Below are 21,157 nucleotides of genomic sequence, written 5' to 3' on the forward strand. Positions count from 1 at the left end.
TATTTAATGAGTGGGTGTTTAATTAAAGGAAATGTAATCATATTTAAAGGCATACAAAAGCAGGAACCAAAAGTTACAATAAGATTCAATGATTCAGAATTTTCTTATGTTAGTACAAGTAGTTTTCAATCAGATGATAGTGTGTTAAATAAATCTTTTGAATTATTGCCTTCAATATATTGTACTATAAAGAAAAGATGGGATGACGACATTTTCACAAGATATTATAATGAATATAAAGATACAAATAATTTTATTAAGAAGTTATTTATTACTCTTTCTATATTAATAATTAAATATAGATTCAATAATCAAAGTGTAGAAATAATTTTAGAGGTAAGAAACAAAAGGGATAATATAGAAATATTAGAGGGAGTCTTTAAAAATACTACTTCAAGATTCAAAAATAAAGATGAAAGTCTATATGAAAAAATAGAAAATGATAAGAATGAAAGTTGTTATAGAGGATCTGATCCGAGAGGTATGTATGTTGACACAAAAAAAGTATTTTATCCTACAACAATGGGTGGAGGGGCTGGTCGATGTGTGGTTTGGGATATATTCCAGACATTAGACTTAATGAATACATTCAAAGAAGATTATAAAGTTTTTGATGTTGAAACTATGCTAGAGGGTTCTAGTTATAATGAAGGAATTTTAGAACTATGTTCTAATTATGGAACGTGCGGGTATTTGCTTGAAAAATTTAAAAGTGATAGTTATTGTACTTCAGAAGAATTATATGATCAAATAGAATTAATAGAATACAAAGGACATTACTTTCCACATGAAGGTAAACATAGAGTATGTATTGCAAAACGATTTAAAATTCCTAAAATTTATGCTAAAGTTACAAAAAGTATTAATATAGAGAAAAGGCAAATAGATAAAGATGCAAACTCAATAAGTATAAAAAATAACTATACTAGAAAAATTGGGGAAAATGATATTTTGAATGCTTATTATAAAGTATTTAGGGATATAGGATTAGAGGATGAGAACGTAAGATATATAACAGAGGAGGGATTATCTGATGCAGAAGTAATTAACTATATTGAAAAAACCACTAAAAAATCTCTATTAGAATTATCAAAAGAAGTTGCAAAAAAGGAAAAAGATGATATTTGATGTTAGTATATAGGCATGGATAAAAAATACTAAACTTTAAGTCTCTAAAAAAGATTAAAAAAACTTATATAAATGATATAAACAATATTAGTAGAACTAGTATTATCAGGGAAAAGAATTATTTAAGTAGAATGTTTTTAGATATAAAACTAATAAAATCTGTGGAATATTGGAGGATAAATGAGGAAAAAGATTAAAGTTAATGAACATATTATAGACAAAGTTCAGAGTAAAATTGATTCTAGAGGAGATATTAACCAATTTGCTATGCGATTTCTAATAAATTTTGGGATTTCTTATGAGGTATTAAAATTAAGCAAAGAGAATTTTGTAAAAAAGGAATATATAGAATATTCAATGAAACAGTGCATTGTATCTCTGATTAGCTATATAGAAACTTTATTAAGAGATATATTTATATTTATCTTAAAAGAAAGACCAGGATATTATGATCTAGTGACTAAAGAATATAGTTTAACAATAAGTGGTGAGTTGGATAAAGGAAATAAATATTTGCTTGCAGAAATATTCAATTTTCAAAACATTAAAGATATTGAGAGAGCTTTTAAAGTTCTTTTTGAAAGTGAAACATTTTTTGAAGAAATAGGTAGTTTTGTTGTTAATAAATATGATAGTTCTGATAAAATAATAAAAAAATTTTCTTTAGATAAATCATTACCAAATTGGCTTGAAAACTTGAATGAAGTTATAAAAACAAGACATAATATTGTGCATGATGGAAATTACAATCTAATTTTCTCTGAGAAAAAATTAAATGAATACCAAAAATGTATTTTATGTTTTGGACAAATTTTTTCACTTTATGTAGCTTATAATTTTAACTTACCAGTTATAGTTATTGAATATGATAAAAGAAAAAAGCCAATACCTTATTTCTTAGGTCTGGAAGATTTTGAGCATGAATGGATAGAAATAGATGAAGTTTAAAGTTATTGTAGCCAGTATTATTGTATCATACCCTTGACACGATAGGGCTCTGGAAAGACTTTAATTATGCATGTAAACATTCTGCAATTTCTGCACTATTTAAAGCAATATGAAAAGATGCGAGAAATTAATCGCATTATATTACTCACTCCCAATGAGGGATTGTCAGCCCAACATAAAGAAGAACTAGATTTATCAAATTTAAAAGGGTCACTATTTGATAAAAAGGCTGGAGGATTGTTTACCAGCTACGATAAGCAAATCGATATTATAGATATTCACAAGTTAAGGGATGAATCAGGGGACAAAACTGTAGCTGTAGAGTCTTTTGAAAGCAACAATCTAGTCTTGGTTGATGAAGGGCACAGGGGTTCGAGCGGAGTAGAATGGAAGGATAAAAGAGATAGAATATGTGAAAACGGTTTTTCCTTCGAGTATTCTGCGACCTTTGGTCAAGCTATAAAATCTGCGAAAAAGAAAGAACTGGAGCAGGAATATGCAAAATCTATCCTTTTTGATTATTCTTATAGGTACTTCTATGGAGATGGCTATGGAAAAGATTATAGCATTTTAAATTTAGCTGATGATACGGATGAGGATAGAAGAAAGCTTTACCTTACTGCCTGCTTGATGTCTTACTATCAACAGCTTAAGATTTATGAGGAAAACAAAAGAGAGCTAATACCATTCTTATTAGAAAAACCTCTACTTGTTTTTGTCGGTGGAACAGTTAATGCGGTATATAGAAGGAACAAAAAGGATGTCTCGGACGTAGTAGATGTGCTGTTACTTTTTTCTGACTTTATACAAGATATTGATCAGAGTATAGGCAACATAGAGAGGCTTTTAAGCGGAAGCCCAGGGCTACTGGATCAAAAAGGAAGGGAAATATTTAAAGATAGTTTTTCTTACATTATAAGCAAAAACATGACCCATGAAGCAGTATATATGGATATGCTAAAAACAGTTTTTAATGCTGATGTTCCAGGAGCACAACTTCATATCGATAATTTAAAGGGAATCGAAGGCGAAATCGGATTAAGAGTGGGAGAAGAAGAGTATTTTGGTGTTATAAATGTTGGTGATGATACTAAACTTATTAAACTGTGCGATAATAATGGCTTGCTAACGGAGACTAGGGAATTTTCCAACTCTCTTTTTAGACATCTTAATGAAGAAAGTTCGAGTGTAAATGTATTAATTGGTTCCAAGAAATTCACAGAAGGCTGGAACAGTTGGCGTGTAAGTACAATGGGGCTACTCAATATTGGGAGAAGTGAAGGTTCAGAGGTAATTCAGCTATTTGGCAGAGGGGTAAGACTGAAAGGCTATCAGTTTTCTTTAAAAAGAAGCAGTAGGTTAGAAGATATAAATGAAAAACAAATTCCCAAAATCATTAAACCAGTTGAGACCCTTAATATCTTTGGCGTAAGAGCAGATTATATGCAACAATTTAAAGAGTATCTGGAAGAAGAAGGTTTGCCAAATAATGAAGGTAAAAAGGAAATTACCTTGCCTGTTATTAGAAATATAAAGGGTGAAATTACAAACAAACTTAAAACACTTAAGGTAAAAAGCAATTTAGATTTTAAGAAAAATGGTCCTAAACCAATATTAGGTTTTCCCGAGGGCTTAATGGAAAAAAGACCAATAGTCGTGGATTGGTATCCTAAATTGCAATTAATAAAAAGTGGAAACAGGGAGAAAGCCAAAGAGCAAGGTTACAAGAATACAGGAAAATTATCTGAAAAGCATATTGCGTTTATTGATTTTGATGAAATTTATTTTGAGATTCAAAGATATAAGAATGAAAAGTCTTGGTACAATTTCAATATTTCTAAAGATATGTTAAAAGAGTTGCTCGCAAGCCCTACCTGGTACAAGCTGGAGTTACCCGAGGAAGAGCTGGAATTTACTAATTTTAAAAATTATAGACGCTGGCAGGAAATTGCTACAGTACTTCTTAAAAAGTATTGTGAAGCTTATTATCATTACAAGAAGTCAGCTTGGGAATTGCCAAGATTAGAATACAAAGGTTTACAAGAAGATGATCCTAACTTTATAAAGGAATATAAAGTGACTGTTTATGATGATGACGAGACAGAGTCATTGAAATATAAAATTAACCAGTTATCAAAGGAAATAGAAAAGGGTTCTTTGAAGGATATAGATATGAGTAGATTTAAGCATGGTGGATTTGAACCTTTTGATTTTAGACGTCATTTTTATACACCACTTATTTTTATAGCTAAAGGCGAAACCCAGGTGGAAGTCAGTCCTGTTAACCTTAACGAAGGAGAAAAGAATTTTGTAACTGATTTAAAAAATTATTATGACAGCAATTCCTCATTCTTTGAGGATAAGGATCTTTATTTATTAAGGAATAAAAGCAAAGCAGGAATTGGTTTCTTTGAAGCGGGGAATTTTTATCCAGATTTTATTATGTGGATACTTTATAAGGATAAACAGTATATTACTTTTGTTGATCCAAAGGGTATTCGATATCTTGAAGGCGGAGAGGAAAACCCTAAAATCAAATTTTATAAAAAGATAAAAGATATTGAGAAAAGGATAGGAAATAGCAGGATAATCTTAAATTCATTCATACTGTCATTTACAACATTTACAGATATAAGGAATACTTGGCGGGGCAGCATAACTAAAGAATTTCTAGAAGAGAAGAATGTGTTGTTCCAACAAGATGACAGGGATAAATATATTGGGAAAATGATAGATACTATTTTAGCGAGTAGTATTAATCCTTAAAGCAGAGATGTTAAGGCAGGCCTTATATTGAAGGCTTGTCTTAACTTTGAATTAATATTATTGAGAAATGATTTAAAATGGGGGGAAATCCGTGTATATCGCCAAAATAAGAGTTCAAAACTTTAGATGTTTTCAGGATATAGAAATAGAGTTTAATGAAGGTCTAAATGTAATTATCGGGGAAAACAACAGCGGGAAAACAACGATAATGAAGGCTATTCAGTATATATTTAACAATTCTCATATAAACAATCCGACTGTTGATGATTTTAATAAATCAATACCAATTGAATTTGAACCACCATTTATAAGAATTGTATTAACATTAAGATCTTCAAAAAAAGAAAAAATTGAAGATAAAGCTATTGTTTCAAGTTGGTTAACCAAGCTGGAAAGTCCATGGGAAGCAACGTTAACGTATAAATTTTTTCTTCCCGAAAACAACTTAAATGAATATCAAGAGGATTTAGAAAAGGCAAAAAGAGGTAAAAAAGACTGTTGGGATGTATTAGAAAAGCATTTAAAAAAGTATGTTTCGAGAATATATGCAGGAAATGAAGATAGCAAAAATAGAGCTGAACCAGAATACATAAAAAAGTTTCATTGCGAGTATTTAGATGCATTAAGAGATGTTGAAAGTAAAATGTTTATGGGGAAAAATGCAATGCTAAAGCAAGTCCTAACTCATTTTATTGATTCAGATATAAAACACAAAAAAGAAGAAGAAAAAGCTTTATTGTTAGAAAAAAGAGAAAAAGAGTTTAATAAAGGGGCAGACATAGTTGTATCCAATATGATAAAAAGGGTGCAAACCAGTAACATATTTGAACTTGCAGAAAAGACAGGAGCAACAGTTGGAGGTAAACCCATTTTTGGTGGTAATCTGGCAAAAAAAGATGTCATATCCGTTTTAAAATTAATGATAAAGAAAAAAACGGGAATTGAAATACCTATTATTAATAATGGAATGGGCTACAACAATTTAGTGTATATATCACTAATTCTATCAAATTTTAAAATGTTGATGTCTAGTGATTTAGGGGAAAATGCGAAAGCCTTTCCGATGCTTTTAATTGAGGAGCCTGAAGCGCATTTACATCCAGCGCTACAATATAACTTTTTAAAGTTTTTAAAAGAAGAAATAGATAATCAACAAATAAGCAGACAGATATTTATTACTACTCATTCTACTCATATTACTGCCGCAGTAGGATTAGACCCAATAATATGTATGAATTATAATGAGTCTGGAGAGATTGTTCCTTCCTATCCTGGGAGAGTTTTCTCCAAAACAGATAAAGAAGATATAAAATCAAAAAAGTATGTAGAAAGGTATCTGGATGCTACAAAATCAGAGATGCTATTTGCTAAATCGGTAATTATGGGAGAAGGAATAGCCGAGCAGCTTATTTTCCCTATTTTAGCAGAGTATGATAATAAAAGTTTTGAAAAAAGCCACGTGGCAATGGTCAGAGTGGATGCTTTGACTTTTAAACATTTTATTAAGATGTTTGGGGCAGGAATTAAAAAAGAGAACAAGAAATTCGCATTAAAAAGAAGAGTAGCTTGTGTAATAGATACAGATCCTTGTAGACGGGAAATTGATACAGACAAATCTAAAAAAAAGAGAAGGTGGGTAAAATGCTATCCATTCCAATTAGAATTCGAAACAGACAAATACGAATTTAAACCCATATCCGATGCTGCTCTAAATCTTAAAAAAGTAACAGAAAAAACTAACAATGTTAGGGTCTTTTATAATACTTCTGGTAAAGGTAAAACCCTGGAATATGATTTAGCTTTTGAAAATAGTGATTCTGCTATATTGTTTAATAAAGAAGTAAAGATAAAAAAACCTGGAGATATCGAAGGGCTTGCCCAATCTAATTGGGGTAAAAAGGAAAAACAAAAAGCTTTAAAAGCAGTTTCGTTTTTGCTTTATGCCGAAAAAGGTAAGGGAGAGGTAGCTTTCGATTTGGCCGATAAATTAAAAGATAACATCCAGAAATTAGATAACGATAAAACCAAAGAAAAGTTCATTATCCCTTCTCATATTAAGGACGCATTTACATGGGTATGTGGTGCGGAGAGTGAGGATGAACTTAAATGAATAGGGAAAATGTAATAGAAATAACTTCTGATTATGTGATGGAAGATGTTGATTGCAACTTCAAAATTATTGCTGGGCCAGGAGCTGGGAAAACATACTGGTTAATTAACCATATTAAAAATGTTTTAAAGAACTCTAAAAAGCTACATATTGTGGCAAAAATAGCATGTATTACTTATACCAATGTTGCTGTTGAAGAAATTCAGGATCGATTAGAAATTAATGATGATAGAGTAGAGGTATCTACAATTCATAGCTTTTTATATAAGAATGTTGTTAAACCATACATATATCTATTAAAGGATGATAACGGAGAATGTATAGTTAATTATCAAGAATTGGGTGGGCATGATGAGCATGTTCCTAGTAAGGGCAAAGTTATGCTTAATAAAGAGCTTTGTGCAGAGGTCAAAAAAAGGAAAAGACTAGAAACATCACTTATACAAATATTAGGTGATTTAGATTGGTCATTTGAATCTGGTAAAATAGTACTCGAACCAAGACATGATTGGACTAAAAGAGCATGTGGTAAGCTGATAGATACGGAATTCTTTACTAAATATAAACGATTATTTTGGGATGAAGGAATAATACACCATGAAGACGTTTTATATTTTTCATATAATATTTTAAAAAAATATTCAATTATAAGGAATTTCATTTCTGCAAAATACCCGTATATCTTCATTGATGAATTTCAAGATACCAATCCAATTCAGACCCAAATAATAAAGTGGATAGGTGAACAAGGTTCTATTATTGGGGTAATTGGGGATCCAGCTCAATCAATTTATAAATTTCAAGGTGCATCGAGGGACGATTTTATAAAATTTAATTTACATAATCAAAAGGATTATATTATGACGCAGAATAGAAGAAGTACAAAAGAAATAATAAACTTACTCTCTCATATGAGAGGCGAAGATATAATCAAACAAAGTTGCTATAGAAAGGAACAAGGTAAACCAATTTATTATATAGAATATGAAAATATTAAAGAAGTGGAAAATATTTTTCATGAAATAAGAGAAGAATTTTGTTTAAACAAAGATTATTGTGTTATAACACCATCTAATAAGGCTGTTTCTAAATTAAAATCTAAAACGAATCAATGTAATAGTGTTATTTGGGATGAAATATATAAAAAAGATTTAGATAGAGGAAGATTACTTGAGCATATTTTTTCTGCACAAGAAATAGCCAAGGAATTGAGGTATGAAGTTGCCATTAAAGAGATGTTAAAAGTATTCAAAACAGATAAAGATGGTAACTTAAAAGGCTGTTTTAGAAATTGTGCGATAACAAGTAAGTTGTTAAAAAGAAGTTTGGCAGTAGCCCTTTTAGAATATATGATTAATAATATGGAAACTAACATGGAAAAATCAGTATTAAATTTTTATAATGATTTAAATGATGAATTTTTTAATCAGTTTGATCTTAAGTTAACTAAAGCATCTAGGGGAGCATTTAAAGACTTTGCAGAAACATTACAGGTCAAAGAACTTGTAGATAATTTAAAGCTTAAAGAAGAAAAGAAAGCTACTATTAGAACAATTCATAAAGCAAAAGGGGCTGAATTTCAATCGGTTTTAGTTTTTATAGAAAACATAAATGACATAGAATACTTATTTGATCCAGACATCAATCATGAAGAAGATAACAGCAGATTATATTATGTGGCTTTTAGCAGAGCAGAAGATTTTTTGTGTATTGCAGTACCAAAAATGAATAAAAAGAAAAGTGAAAGAATGAATAAATTAAATATAAAATGCAGTAATTGATATCAGGAATTATTAATGAAGATTATTATTTAACATAAAGAATATATAGATAGGTTACAATGGGGGTTGATGCTATAATGGAAAGCAATTTTGATAAAGATAGTTTTCTAAATGCTTTAAAAAAAGCTGTGATACAAGTACCTGTTTTGATAAACGGTATTGAGTATAAACTCCCGATATATTACAGTTTAAGTGCTTGTAAAGAATATGAGTATCGCTATAAAGAGTATCAGGATTATCGAAAAGCATTCTGTGCAATGGTCTATCATATTTGCGAATCAAACTGGAAACTCATTTATGAAGAACAAGAATTTAATATTTCATTAGAGGAGATAGAACAGCTATCGGATGAGGAACTGTGCAAAATTTTCAAAGCGATAACAAAAGGCAATAAGTATTTCCGAAGGTATGAGAAGGATATTGACTTTGAAACAGAATCCTGTTTCGAAGAATTTTATATGCTTCATAAAAAAGAATGGGGGGAATACCAAAAATACGCAAAAGCTATTGCAAATAAAATGCTTGTGATGGAAAAGAGCCTAATTCCAAAGGGAATTCCAGAAATAGTGCGGTTTTATGACAATATAGGTCGTATAAACCAACATTCGGAAATGATTAGCAAAGCTGCGGAACTTTACGATAATGAAGCTATGAAGATTTTAAGAAATTCCGCTTTAAGTAAACTAAATTTAGGTATTGCACCAGATATTACCGCTACTAGCCAATCTATTACTTTAGGGGTTCAAAATGCACTGAATAATATCAATAACTTTAATGAATTACTACAGCCTTCTGTTATAGAGTTAACAAGAAAATCTATTGAATATAATGCGGGAATAACAAAGGCAATTGAACAGCAACAAAAAATATTCAAAGAAGCATTTATGGGCTTTAGAAGTATATTTGAATATAAAAATAAAATTAATCAATTTACAAATTTAGCATTTGAATTATCGCAAAGAATCAAACCTTTTCTCTATGATATAAACACTATAGCATTTGAAAGATTTAATATTAGGGAAGATTTAAAGGAAAAAGCTGAAGTTCTATATAAATTTGGTTGGTGTGCAATATTACCTTTACCTATTTCTCTGATTAACAAAATATATAACAATAGAGATACTTTAACGGAAGAAGAAGTAAATATAATGATTTGCGATTATTATGAGGCAAATGACTATAAAGCTTTGGATGACATGTTACAGGATTGGAATGAACTATCTTACTTTAATAGTTTTAAAGATAAAGCAAAAGATTCAGTTGAGTTTTATAAAGCAGGGAAGTATTGGCCTGGAGTTAATGCTTTTACCAGTATTATGGAGGGAATTATTAGATTTTTTTTAAACGATAGATACGGTATATTTGAACGCAGCATATGGAAATATATCAACCTACTGCAAAAAGAAAGCGAGGAATTGGAGCTTTTTCTCACAGACTATGTATTTAAACAATTTGCGGAGTATTACAAATCTTTTGCTCCAAAAGATGTTGATAAAATACCTGATTTTAATAGAAATAAAATAGAACATGGATATACATCAGATTATGACAAAAAGGAATATGCACTTAAATTAATTCTTATGACAGATGAGATGATTAGAATAATTTCAGCCATCAATGAAACAAAAGCCGCATAAATTGGTAGTAAAAGAGGCGAGAAACCCTATTTTCCCGCCTTGAAAATCAAATATAATTTTTATATCTAATTGATTTTGAATATTCGATACAAAAATAATATTACCTAAAAATAGCTTCTTAATTTTTATTTTCCCTATGAGAAAGAATCAGTTTGATTATATTTTCTATAAGCGACAGTTCATTTTTTGAGCACTTATTGAGCAGGGTATTAGTCCTGCTTTTTTCTATGTCATTTTTAGGGTTTTACCCTATATAAGATAGTGTCGGTGTGGAATATACAGGTAGTCAGAAACTTAACCAGTGTATCAAGGTTCATCTGTCTTTCTCCTCTTCTAATTGTCATTATAAAGAAGCAAAAAGCTCCAGTATTTTTGTAGTATTTACTACACTGTATTATTTATTAAAATACTACATTGCTACACTATATTTTTTACTACATTGTAGCATTTACTTCTTTATATTTCCATATTAAAAAATCATATCAGCTTTTTTACTTTTGGGTAAAAAATTACTCGACTTCATATTGAGTTATAAAAAAGAACCCTTATGAGGGTTCTTTATATAGCTAATTATGGCCTATTTTATGCTATAGATACATACATTTCCTTCCTAAATTTTTCTTAAAATAGCAGATTTAGTCCGCCAAGAGAAAAACTTCTTTATTTCTTCGTCCATAGCAGTGCAACTATAACACTCAACGGTGTATTTAAAAACAAGTCGTTTGAATTGTTCATTTTCCTCGGTTGTCCATCTATCGCCTTTTTTACTTACAAAAACTTTATTAGGCTTATTTAGGTAATCAATATACGGCTGGGTCTTTTTTTGGATTTCTTCAGGTGTAAAATTAGGTTTTTTTGAATTCACCGTATTTCTCTTTCTCTTATAACTTTTTAAGTCAATTATATTACTCATTCCATCCACCTCTTCCTGGAAACTAAAGTATATGTGTAATCTACAAGGATTACGCTTACATTTAAATTAGCATAGTAGAAAGGGGGGACGGAAATTATTTATCTTTCCGTCCTAAAAACAACTTAAGCTTCTTGAATCCTATCGGAAAAGTATTCTTCAATGGCTTCGGTTTTGTTATACTCTTCTAACCACTCATAAGCTTCATCGGGGCTTAAAGGAATTATTTCACTAGAACCCCATGTGCTTTTTCCGTTACTTTTAGCGTAATTTGTCATTGCACCTCCACTACCGTAAAGGAAAAATTCTCCCCTTTTTGTGATGTAGAGTTCTTCAGAAAAGTAACGGAAATCTGAACTGCCAAGACCATTCCAGTATTCATCAACCAGAATTGCCTTATCGGTATCATACATTTTTTTATTTATAATTTTTTTCATAAAGCACCACTCCTTAAAATTTTTATTTTAACTCTCACAAGTTATTTTTTTATTCCTTGTGAGCTTTCTAATATCATCATAAAATTTTATAAGTCAAAATCCCATTTCTACTGTTGGCGTTTATTGTAGATGATTATGAAATGAAAAAATCACTGTGTTTTTTAGATGTACACAGTGATTTTACTTTAGGTTTTTCAGTTTTGGTTAAATATCAATACCACGATATACCTCTCGCGATAAAGACAAAAGAAAACAAATATCAGTTTGTGATATATGGCAATTATTTAATTTAGCTTGTTTTAATAGGGACTTAACTCTTTTTTGTATTAGTTCCTTATTTGAAGATCCTTTAAATGTCTTAAAGTTATCGTCATTAAAAAGGTTTAATGGAATTGCTTTCATAGCATTTTGTTCAATCGTTTTATGTTTTTTTAGAGATTTGCTTTTTAAACGAAACAAAATAGTATCATCATCTAAATGTACTGCATTGTGGTTACTTTCGTAATCTGTGATACTTTTACCGATTTTTTTAGATACTTTTTTAAAGTCGCCATAGCTTGGATGTAAGAAAGCAATGGCCTTACACATGATTTCTAATGGAGAAACAGTTATAAGACATTGGTTAAAAAAGTATCTAAAATAAGCATTAACTATATCCTGGTGTTTTTTATATAAATCTGTGTATTCAAGCTGCTGCATATTAGGGATAGATAATCCTTCGATTAGTACTTTAGAAGCTTTATTTTTAAAAATTATGGCTAATATGCAGACCATCATTTCTAATAACATCCATTGTATTTCACTCCAAGTAGAATATGTGATCCAACATAAATTTATTATAGAGGAGGGGTTGACTGGTTTTAATAAAAAATTTTTTGTTAGCAATTTTTCTAATATGTGGGTTTTTCTCGATGGTAAACTGGCTTTGGCATATGGGATGGGATTAAAACCTGTATCCTTACAGTCTTTTACCCATCGGAAAACAGAATTTGTAGTGGCACAGGTGAGAAAAGCAAGTTCACGATAGCTAAATTTTTTATTTTGTACCCAAGCCTCTTCAGCAAAACGTATAATTCGTTTAATTTTTAACAGGGCGAAACTTGAAAAAGTATCAAGAAACTCAAGATCATCAAAGGTGTATGTAGTTACTTTGATATTTTTATATATAACTTGAGCGGGTGTTCTAGTGCCAATACATTTTGGTATGACTCGTGATAAAATATATCCCCAAAAATATGTTTTATTTAGTGTATTTGCCTCGAAGGATGCCATATAGTTGGCTCTCGGCTTAAATATAGGATAAGACATTTTGTATTTTAGGTTCCATAACCTATCATTTAAATCATTACTTTCAAAAAGATCAATGGAATTAAGAGTATCCAACATAATTTGACAACTCCCAATTAGAAAACTTTTTATCAATTATATCATAAACAAATAACACCAACAGTAAAAATTAAATTAATCTATTGAGAAATATACGATTAAATCAGGCGGTATTTTGGAATCGGATAGACTAGAAAAATGGAAAGTAAAGATAAGTTTTAATATAACTTTTGTTATTTTTATCAAAAAGGAATTACAAATTATTTGGCCGCCGAATTATTTTTTATCGGAGGTGGTATGATGGGAAACAAGTTCCAGGCAAAAATAATAAAAATTGAACAAGAAAGTGATGGATATCGCATTTTCCATCAAAATAAAGAAAAAGTGGTTGATTCATATAAACTTCACTATGGTTTATTAAACTTTACCATTAACGAACAATACAACATAAACAGAAGAGGATTTTATACGGCAGTATATATTGAGGATTCGGTTATTTTCTCGGAGGAATTAAGTCTTACAGAAAAATTAACTTATATTCTAGTAAAATCTTTTTGCAATACTCAAAAGACTGCATTTCCATCTATTGAGTATTTATCGAAAACGTCAGGGCACTCACACACTACTTTAGTGGAGGCAATAGATGGGCTAACAAAAAAGGAATGTATTTCGGCCGCTCGAAGGCGAAAGCGGCCAGATGATAAACGATACCTTAATAACATTTATACTTTTGATAAAACAGGATCCCAATATAAGACTTACGTACCTTTAAATATAGTCTTTGCAAAGGGCTTAAATATCAGAGCAAAAATGTTATATGTTTTTCTTTTGGCAAAGGTTAAAAATGGTTATATGGTAGTATTACCAAAAAAAGAACTTAAAAAGTTTCTCGGCATAAAATCTTGGAAGACAGTAAGCAATCATATTAAAACATTACATCGATTAGGCTTTATATATACTTTTTGTAATGGAACCAAAGAGGTTGAAAGGGAAAAATCTATTTGCTTCTTAATAAGACGAATATGCCCGAAGGAACTAGTTATTACAGATGAAGACTGGGATGTATTGGAGGTGATATAAAGTGATAAATAAAAAAATAGAACGAGAAGTAATCAGAAAAATAGATACGATTGAACTTATGGAGGATTTAGATATTTGCTTTAAATATTTTGGTAATGAGATACGCATAGTATGTCCTTTTCATGTTGGGGCTGATGGATATAATTTATCTATAAATATAAATAAAAAGGTTTTTAAATGTTTCAGCAATAGCTGTGAGCAAAATGGCTATAACTTGGTAGATCTAGTGATGCGTCTTAAAAGATGTAATGAAAGAGATACAGTTATTAGGTATATGGCAAATCTTGCGGGAATTAGTATTGATTATTTGGGTCGAAATGTAAAGGAAGTAAATAATACTAAAAAAGGTTTGGCCTTTAAGGAAAATACCCTGCAATATATAAGGGAATTGAACTCTATAAAAGAAAAAGGAAACGCTTATTTTAAAGAGAGACAAGCTAGAACTTGGCATAAAGAATTGTTGCAATGTAGGTATGCTATGAACTATCTTACTAAAGAGCGTGGGCTCACGGAAGGGGACATAGAGGATTTTTATTTAGGCTTTGACTCAAATGGAAAAGAAATAATCTTTCCCGTGTATTCAACCGAGGGAAAAATCAAATCCGTCATAAAAAGAACTTTATCAGAAGAAAAAGCCGAAATTGGTGGAAAATATAGGGTTTTTGGTACTAAAAGCGAATGCCTGTATGGCCTAAAAGAATTATTCAATAAGGGTTTTGATATAAGCAAATTAATTTTAGTGGAGGGCGCCTTCGATGCTATTGCGTTACAGAGAATAGGGTTTTCTGCTGTTGCAGTTCTGGGAGATTCTTTAACAAAATACCAAATTAAAATTCTAAATAGATTACTTCCAAAGGAAATAGTTTTATGTCTTGATTGTGATAGCGTGGTAAAGGCAGATGACCCTGGAAAGGAAGGAATGCTGCGGATGATTAATCAGTTTTCCAAGGCGGGTTTTGACCTTGATAATATAAGAGTAATTCAGTTAACAGGCTTTCAGGATCCTGATGAAATTCCAGAAGCTGAATTTAGGCAAATGTATGAAAGGCGTATTCCTGCACTATATTTTTATCTTACTCAACAAATAAGATGAGAAAGTTTTGGAATCGGTTTTGGGCTATAAATGGAATGTAAAGATAAGTTTTAATATAACTTTTAGTTTTTTCTCAAAAAGGAATCGAGGATGCGAAGCGATTTGACAAAAACTCTTTTTTCATGGATTTATATTATGAATATCTTAAATAGAGGAAGGGGCTTTCCCTTCCTTTTATTTCATCAGGAAAAATAAGGTTAAAAATATCGACACTTATACAGTTTTTTGCGCTATAATGGAATCTAAATTAAACTTTAGGAGGGACGGAATATGTTAGCTGATAAATATGGTCAAAAAAAATGGAATTCGGATGAAGTAATAGAGGAGATAATTTATCTTGTGCAACATGAACGTGATATGGCGGAATTTGGAATCAATGTAGCGGGAGTTTTGTTTGAGTTTGGCTGTATAGATGAGGCGGTCTATCATACGTTACTGGGGTAGTAAAAAATCATTTATTAAAAGTAATACATAATGCCATACCCCGTATTAGATGGTATGGCATTTGTTTTGCACAGGAGTTATATTTAAGAAAATTTAAAAAGGGTTTTAATCAGATAAGCAATTTGTATGGTTGGTGTAGATTTTTAGAAGATGCTTTAATTGCTTTAGATCATTATTTTTCAATTTGTCACACAAATTACAAATTTTAATACCATTGATTAGTCCAAGCTTATATAAGGTTTCAAATGTTAATGTTTGTCGCATTCCAATTACATCTTCATATTTATCAAGAAATTTTTTGTGTTCTATTGGTAGGTTATTTCTAATATTATCATATGATTTTTTTATTTCTTGAGTAAGTTGCTTATATGTTTTATTACTTACAGCAATATCGTTTACGACCTCCACAGCTCTTTCATTTGCAATTTCGGTAAGAAGCTGGTATAGGTTTTTGACCATAGGATAGCCCCCTTCATCTTCTTGAAAATTTATTATATACCTTAAGAAGATGATTTCATAAAGTATTCCCTATTTTCAAGAAGAATTAAGATAATAGTGTAATTATGGAGGATTGAAGTCTGTTATATTCATACTATTTATTTCTTATATGAAAAGTAGAGTTATCCTTAAGCTGTAATATTAATGAAAATTTGATATGATGAGTTAAAAGGGAATATTCACTTTTTACCGTTTTTTATAAGGGAAAAACATATTAGAGGTGAGGGTAAAATAATGGATGACAGATTCTATATTTATAAATTTTTAGATGAAGATGGTAACATACTTTATATTGGTAGAACTAATGATATTAGTAGAAGAATATTAAAGGAACACTTTACTGCTCTAGGGCATCTTCCATTTAACTGTTATAAATCTATAGAAAAGATCCAATATGCAGAGCTAAAAAACGAATCGGAACAAGTGGCATACGAAGCCATTTTAATTAACAAATTAAAGCCACAGTATAATGTTCAATTTAAAGATGATGGATGTTTTGATGTTGAGTTACCAGAATTCCAGTGGTTAGATTTCAAATTACCACATGACCATTACTTGGAATATTTAAAGGGCAGAAAAGACAAAACTCAAGATATACAGGATTTTCTATCTAATCATATAGAAAATTGGGACGAAAATGATGACACATTAAAGACAGGTTTTATTGCATTTGATGAACTTATACCAATTGGTTCAACAGATCTTATTTTACTTGCAGGTGATACTACAATTGGGAAAACGGCATATGCACTAAATATTTGTGCTTTTGTGGCAAGTAAATTAAATAAGAAGGTATTATATGTTAATTTAAAAGAAGACGGTGAAATTTTAACAGAGAAGCTGATTGCCACTAAATCAAAATTGCCTTTAGATAAAATTAGGAGATATCAACTTCTTGAGCATGAGTTTCAGGCATATTATAATGCTGTAAATGAATTATCCAAAAGCAATATACAATTTACTAACCTAGATTATGAAAATAAAACTATAGATAAAATTATTAATGTAATAAAATCTAGTTCTTATGATTTGATAATCATTGATGATCTCCAATCCATTATTAATGACAAGGATATTTATATTAAAGATAAAACACTTGAGATTATGCAAAAACTAAAGAGTCTTACAACAGATCTAAAGACTCCATTGATTTTAATATCAGGAATTCCATCAGAAAAAATGAGGTCTAGAGTAGATCATAGACCATGTCTTTCTGACTTAGAATATGATAGTATGAGAACATTTCCAGACATAATTAAGTTATTATATAGAGATGAAGTTTATGAAGTGGATTCAGAGAAGAAAAACATTCTCGAAGTTATTGTAGCTAAAAATTTGTTATGTATAAATTGTATAGTTGAACTAGTTTTTCTAAAAGAAAGTTCTGCTATAGTTAATATTGAAAAGAAAAAGAGTCTATAAGAAAGATATATATGCCAATGATGTCTTTCTTCTTTAGTGCTATTTTATTATATGGTATTACCAATATTTAAAGCATATTGAGTTTATTTACAGCGTCCATTTTGTTTTTGCGGGAAACATTTACATAGAAATTTACCGTTGTTTGTATACTGCTGTGACCTGCAAGTTTAGATATTATAGAAATTGGGACGTTTTTGGACATTAGGCGGGTACAAAATGTATGACGGAGGGTATGTGCAGAAAAGCTTTCTATTTCGGCAATACGGCAATATTTTTTAATGATCTTATCTATTGTTTCACGACGTAGGGGACCTCTTTGACCTAGAAACAATTTTTTATGATGGTAATTTCTATTGGAAGTGTATTCCTCTATAGCTTTTTTTGCTTGTGCATTCAAGGGAACTTCCCTGTATTTACCGCCTTTTCCGTTTCTGATAATGATGTAAGAATAATTTTGGCTGCCATTTCGCTGGGTAATATGTATATCATCCAATGTTAATGAAACAAGTTCTGAAACTCGTATGCCTGTATTTATTAAAAGCTCTATTATTGCAATATCCCTTTTATTACCATTTGAGTATACTGCACGCCTGAATCTATTTAGTTCGTTTCTTTCTATAGTTTGTATTTCCCTATCATGAGTATCAGCTATAGAAATACCGTAAATGGCCGTTTCTGTGCCAGTTCCTAAATTAATTAGGAATTGGTTATAACTTTTCAGAGCGGTCATTTTTCTGTTTACGGAGGATGGTTTTAGCTTTATGACATTGTGCAAGTAGTTTCGGTATTCACGAGCGTCCTGTTCAAGAATTTTGCCATCGAAATTTTTTGCATATGTATCCATAAACCAAATCAAATACTCTCTAATATCGGAACAATAATTTATAACGGTATTATGGCTTTTGCCATCTTTTTGTAAAGCAACCCTAAACTCTTCTATCCAGTCCATCTACAGCATCTCCTTCCGCTGTTTGCTTGTTAGAAAATATCCAAGCTCATCACATAATTTGGCTTCATAATGATATATTATGTAGCGAGTTTTACGTTTTTGAAAACGAACTTATGCGGATAATTCGTTATTAAAATCGAATTAAGACTTAAAAAACTGGCTACATAATTATTTAGCTCTGTTTAAATTCAGTTTCATAAAATCATATAATATATTGTTCATAGTTTTTATGACTTCCGATAATGTTTCATTATGAAGAGTTAATATCTTTGAATGAAAGTCTGAATTAGAAACTGTAATATTCGAATAGGCTAAATCGTTGAAGTAAATAATTATTTCATTAATGACTTTTAATAGCATTTGTAGAGACTCTTCATTTACCTTTTCCTTATTGTATGCTTCTAAAGAAGATGTAAGATTTTCGATTACAAATTGCATATTTGAAGGATCACCCATATTAATTGATTCAAAACCTTTTAATAAGCTATTTAGTATATTAGATTTTTCCACTATCTTCTTGTCTCTTATATTAGTCCTCCCCATTAGAAAGTCTAAAGAAACATTAAAAAAGTCAGCCATCTTAACAATGTTATCTAGTTTTGGTTCAGCTTCATTTTTTTCATACTTGTTCCAAGCCGAAATAGAAAGATCAAACATTTCAGCCATGTCTTTCATTGTCAACCCTTTTTCACTTCGGAGCATTTTAATGCGTTCTCCAATCATAACCATCCCTCCTTGTTACACTAAAAGTATAACATAAAAAATATCACATAAAAAGTAAAAAAAGTAGGGAGTAAAAGTTGCAATTACACCTTTAGTATAATATAATTAAATTACACTAAAGGTGTAAGAAAGGTGATGATAGTATGGAAAAGTCAGTAGACAAACTATATAATGTCAAAAAAATAAGATTGGAAAGGGCAAAACAAGGCAAAAATATCCGAGAACTTGCCGACTTGGCAAAGCTGGATCCTAAAACAGTATCCCGAATAGAAAAACAAAAGGTAATACCAAGACCACAAACAATCGGGAAAATCGCAGCAGCTTTAGGAAAAAATTATGAAGATTTTTTTTGTCAAGTCCGCTGAATTACTGATAAGGTGAGAAGAAAACATATCAGTTAATATAGACAATTAAATAATTATATAAAACAAAATTAGAAAGGATGATAGCTATGAAAAATAAAATTGAGCAAAACGAAAAAGGCATTCAGATAAAGGTGGATTCACTACTATATGAGACTGTTAGGCAATACTGTTCCTCTAATTTATATCCTTTGGAGAGTTCAGAAGAAATAGAGAAAATGGCTTCTATAGAAGATAAAAGTATGTATATTAAAAACAAAATGCGCAATATGATTTTTGCGCTTACAGGACTATTTAATATGACAAGGAAGGAACTTGAGGGATATTTTAGTGCAAGAGAGGCCTTTCTTTTGGTTCGTATTTGTTATAATGGTCTATTTCATGTTAAGAGGATTAATCCTAAACTCCTTATTATCATGAAACTTGAGGATAGTTTGAAATATGAACCTACTGCGTTTACAGAAGAAGATATTGAAATTGCTAAAACGCTAAAAGAAAAGCTTCAAGCTTTAACTACTTTCCAAGCTTACACTATAATGATGCTAGCTTGTTCATTCAAAGGGAAACAAAATTTTACAATTGATGATGTCGGAGAAGCTTTTTTGGCTGCATAAAACGCTTCAAGTTTGTGAAGAGAAAACTCTATAAATGCTTATTAAGGGGCTTATATTTTATATAGCCCCTTTAAATTAATTTGATTAAGGTGGTTGATAACATTGGGAAATACAATACCGAATGGACTAAAGAAAAATATGAGCGATTTATAAAGGAAGGGCGTGGGCTAGGAGAAGGAGAGAGTTACAAACCTTGGCTCACAATACAAGATTTTCCCTCTATGGGTAGGGCCACGAGGATAATGGGATGGAAAACAAAGCGTATTCATCATTTTTTCTCTGATTTGCAACTGAAGTATTTCTACCTTTTAGAGTGGGAAGAAAGTGTTGTAGATATTAGAGAACACTATCCTCTTTTAGATTTTGATGAGGTAATTGAGGATAAAATGGATTTAAGACTTGATAAATTTATAGATAGAAAAACCAAGGTGCCATACGTCTTGTCTACTACATTTCTTATTACGTTATTTAAGCCAGGAAATAAGGTAGAATTTGTGGCTAGGAGTATAAAAATAGCTTCAGATTTGCAGAAAAAAATAACTATAGAAAGATTAGAAGCGGAACGGCGATATTGGAGTGCCAAAGGGATAGATTGGGGCATTGTAACAAATAAAGATATTAATACTGTAATGTCAAAAAATGTTGAATGGTTACATTCGACTATGAACACAGAAAGTTATAACGGGATTAAGGAGGAACAATTGGATGAACTGGCGGAAGGGTTATTATATAGATTAAAAAGTTCAGAGTCTGTTCGCAAAATAATAAGGAAATATGAGAAGGACTATTGTCTTGATGCTGGAACAGGTATTTTACTTTTTAAATATTTATTATTAAAGAGGAAAATATTTATCAACATGAATGAGCCCATAAAGTTTAATATACCAGGCCAATCCCTTTGGTTACCTTAAAAATGATGGAAGGGAGGT

18 protein-coding genes and 1 pseudogene are annotated in these 21,157 nt (G+C 30.5%); 13 read left to right on the top strand and 6 right to left on the bottom strand.

The window, feature by feature from the left end; all coding sequences use genetic code 11:
* Nucleotides 1–6 precede the first annotated feature (6 nt).
* The 6 genes and pseudogenes from EQM13_RS01360 to EQM13_RS01385 all read left to right on the top strand — a co-directional run bounded on the left by EQM13_RS01360 (nt 7) and on the right by EQM13_RS01385 (nt 10,370).
* Nucleotides 7–1,128 carry a hypothetical protein gene (locus EQM13_RS01360; RefSeq protein ID WP_128751722.1) on the top strand — a complete coding sequence of 374 codons (1,122 nt, stop codon included), beginning with the start codon at nt 7–9 and terminating at the stop codon, nt 1,126–1,128.
* A gap of 180 nt (nt 1,129–1,308) precedes the next feature.
* Entirely contained in the window at nt 1,309–2,076 is a 768-nt protein-coding gene (locus EQM13_RS01365; RefSeq protein ID WP_128751723.1) for a HEPN domain-containing protein, read from the top strand.
* Between the two features lie 57 nt (nt 2,077–2,133).
* A pseudogene (locus EQM13_RS01370) lies at nt 2,134–4,842 on the top strand (hypothetical protein); the annotation flags it as partial.
* Nucleotides 4,843–4,933: 91 nt separating this feature from the next.
* Nucleotides 4,934–6,952 (top strand): ATP-dependent nuclease, encoded by a 2,019-nt coding sequence (locus EQM13_RS01375; RefSeq protein WP_128751725.1) that lies wholly within the window; start codon nt 4,934–4,936, stop codon nt 6,950–6,952.
* Nucleotides 6,949–8,733, top strand: a complete 1,785-nt coding sequence (locus tag EQM13_RS01380) for a UvrD-helicase domain-containing protein (RefSeq protein ID WP_128751726.1) — start codon at nt 6,949–6,951, stop codon at nt 8,731–8,733. The genes EQM13_RS01375 and EQM13_RS01380 overlap by 4 nt, the downstream gene beginning before the upstream one ends.
* A gap of 146 nt (nt 8,734–8,879) precedes the next feature.
* Entirely contained in the window at nt 8,880–10,370 is a 1,491-nt protein-coding gene (locus EQM13_RS01385; RefSeq protein ID WP_206172767.1) for a hypothetical protein, read from the top strand.
* A gap of 610 nt (nt 10,371–10,980) precedes the next feature.
* Here EQM13_RS01385 and EQM13_RS01390 read toward each other — a convergent pair.
* From EQM13_RS01390 to EQM13_RS01400, 3 genes are all read right to left on the bottom strand, one after another.
* A complete protein-coding gene (locus tag EQM13_RS01390) occupies nt 10,981–11,283 on the bottom strand; it encodes a hypothetical protein (RefSeq protein WP_128751728.1) in 303 nt (100 codons plus the stop codon).
* 122 nt (nt 11,284–11,405) lie between these two features.
* Nucleotides 11,406–11,717 carry a hypothetical protein gene (locus tag EQM13_RS01395; protein WP_128751729.1) on the bottom strand — a complete coding sequence of 104 codons (312 nt, stop codon included), beginning with the start codon at nt 11,715–11,717 and terminating at the stop codon, nt 11,406–11,408.
* A gap of 204 nt (nt 11,718–11,921) precedes the next feature.
* Nucleotides 11,922–13,103, bottom strand: a complete 1,182-nt coding sequence (locus EQM13_RS01400) for a hypothetical protein (protein ID WP_128751730.1) — start codon at nt 13,101–13,103, stop codon at nt 11,922–11,924.
* Nucleotides 13,104–13,343: 240 nt separating this feature from the next.
* Between EQM13_RS01400 and EQM13_RS01405 the strand changes: the two genes are divergently transcribed.
* The 3 genes from EQM13_RS01405 to EQM13_RS18375 all read left to right on the top strand — a co-directional run bounded on the left by EQM13_RS01405 (nt 13,344) and on the right by EQM13_RS18375 (nt 15,660).
* Complete coding sequence (locus tag EQM13_RS01405) at nt 13,344–14,123, top strand: helix-turn-helix domain-containing protein (protein ID WP_161567140.1); 780 nt, start codon at nt 13,344–13,346, stop codon at nt 14,121–14,123.
* A gap of 1 nt (nt 14,124) precedes the next feature.
* A complete protein-coding gene (locus EQM13_RS01410) occupies nt 14,125–15,216 on the top strand; it encodes a toprim domain-containing protein (protein WP_128751732.1) in 1,092 nt (363 codons plus the stop codon).
* Nucleotides 15,217–15,486: 270 nt separating this feature from the next.
* On the top strand, nt 15,487–15,660 hold the full coding sequence (locus EQM13_RS18375) for a hypothetical protein (RefSeq protein WP_170177301.1): 174 nt from the start codon (nt 15,487–15,489) through the stop codon (nt 15,658–15,660).
* A gap of 105 nt (nt 15,661–15,765) precedes the next feature.
* Here the strand turns inward: EQM13_RS18375 and EQM13_RS01415 are convergent, their stop codons facing one another.
* On the bottom strand, nt 15,766–16,119 hold the full coding sequence (locus tag EQM13_RS01415; RefSeq protein WP_128751733.1) for a hypothetical protein: 354 nt from the start codon (nt 16,117–16,119) through the stop codon (nt 15,766–15,768).
* 273 nt (nt 16,120–16,392) lie between these two features.
* On the opposite strand from EQM13_RS01415, the gene EQM13_RS01420 reads away from it, so the two are divergent.
* Nucleotides 16,393–17,580: a DnaB-like helicase C-terminal domain-containing protein gene (locus EQM13_RS01420; RefSeq protein WP_128751734.1), complete on the top strand. Its 1,188-nt coding sequence runs from the start codon at nt 16,393–16,395 to the stop codon at nt 17,578–17,580.
* Nucleotides 17,581–17,647: 67 nt separating this feature from the next.
* On the opposite strand, the gene EQM13_RS01425 is transcribed toward EQM13_RS01420, so the two are convergent.
* Nucleotides 17,648–18,529 (bottom strand): tyrosine-type recombinase/integrase, encoded by an 882-nt coding sequence (locus EQM13_RS01425; protein ID WP_128751735.1) that lies wholly within the window; start codon nt 18,527–18,529, stop codon nt 17,648–17,650.
* Nucleotides 18,530–18,697: 168 nt separating this feature from the next.
* Nucleotides 18,698–19,252, bottom strand: a complete 555-nt coding sequence (locus EQM13_RS01430; protein WP_128751736.1) for a helix-turn-helix domain-containing protein — start codon at nt 19,250–19,252, stop codon at nt 18,698–18,700.
* Between the two features lie 143 nt (nt 19,253–19,395).
* Here EQM13_RS01430 and EQM13_RS01435 point away from each other — a divergent pair, with 143 nt between their 5' ends.
* The 3 genes from EQM13_RS01435 (at nt 19,396) to EQM13_RS01445 (ending at nt 21,139) form a co-directional block, all read left to right on the top strand.
* Nucleotides 19,396–19,617, top strand: a complete 222-nt coding sequence (locus EQM13_RS01435) for a helix-turn-helix domain-containing protein (protein ID WP_128751737.1) — start codon at nt 19,396–19,398, stop codon at nt 19,615–19,617.
* An 86-nt stretch (nt 19,618–19,703) separates the two neighbouring features.
* Nucleotides 19,704–20,228: a hypothetical protein gene (locus EQM13_RS01440; RefSeq protein ID WP_128751738.1), complete on the top strand. Its 525-nt coding sequence runs from the start codon at nt 19,704–19,706 to the stop codon at nt 20,226–20,228.
* Between the two features lie 89 nt (nt 20,229–20,317).
* Complete coding sequence (locus EQM13_RS01445; RefSeq protein ID WP_240663012.1) at nt 20,318–21,139, top strand: TnsA endonuclease C-terminal domain-containing protein; 822 nt, start codon at nt 20,318–20,320, stop codon at nt 21,137–21,139.
* The last annotated feature ends 18 nt before the right edge of the window (nt 21,140–21,157 follow it).

Source organism: Acidilutibacter cellobiosedens (genome assembly GCF_004103715.1).
GTDB classification, from domain to species: Bacteria; Bacillota; Clostridia; order Tissierellales; family Acidilutibacteraceae; genus Acidilutibacter; species Acidilutibacter cellobiosedens.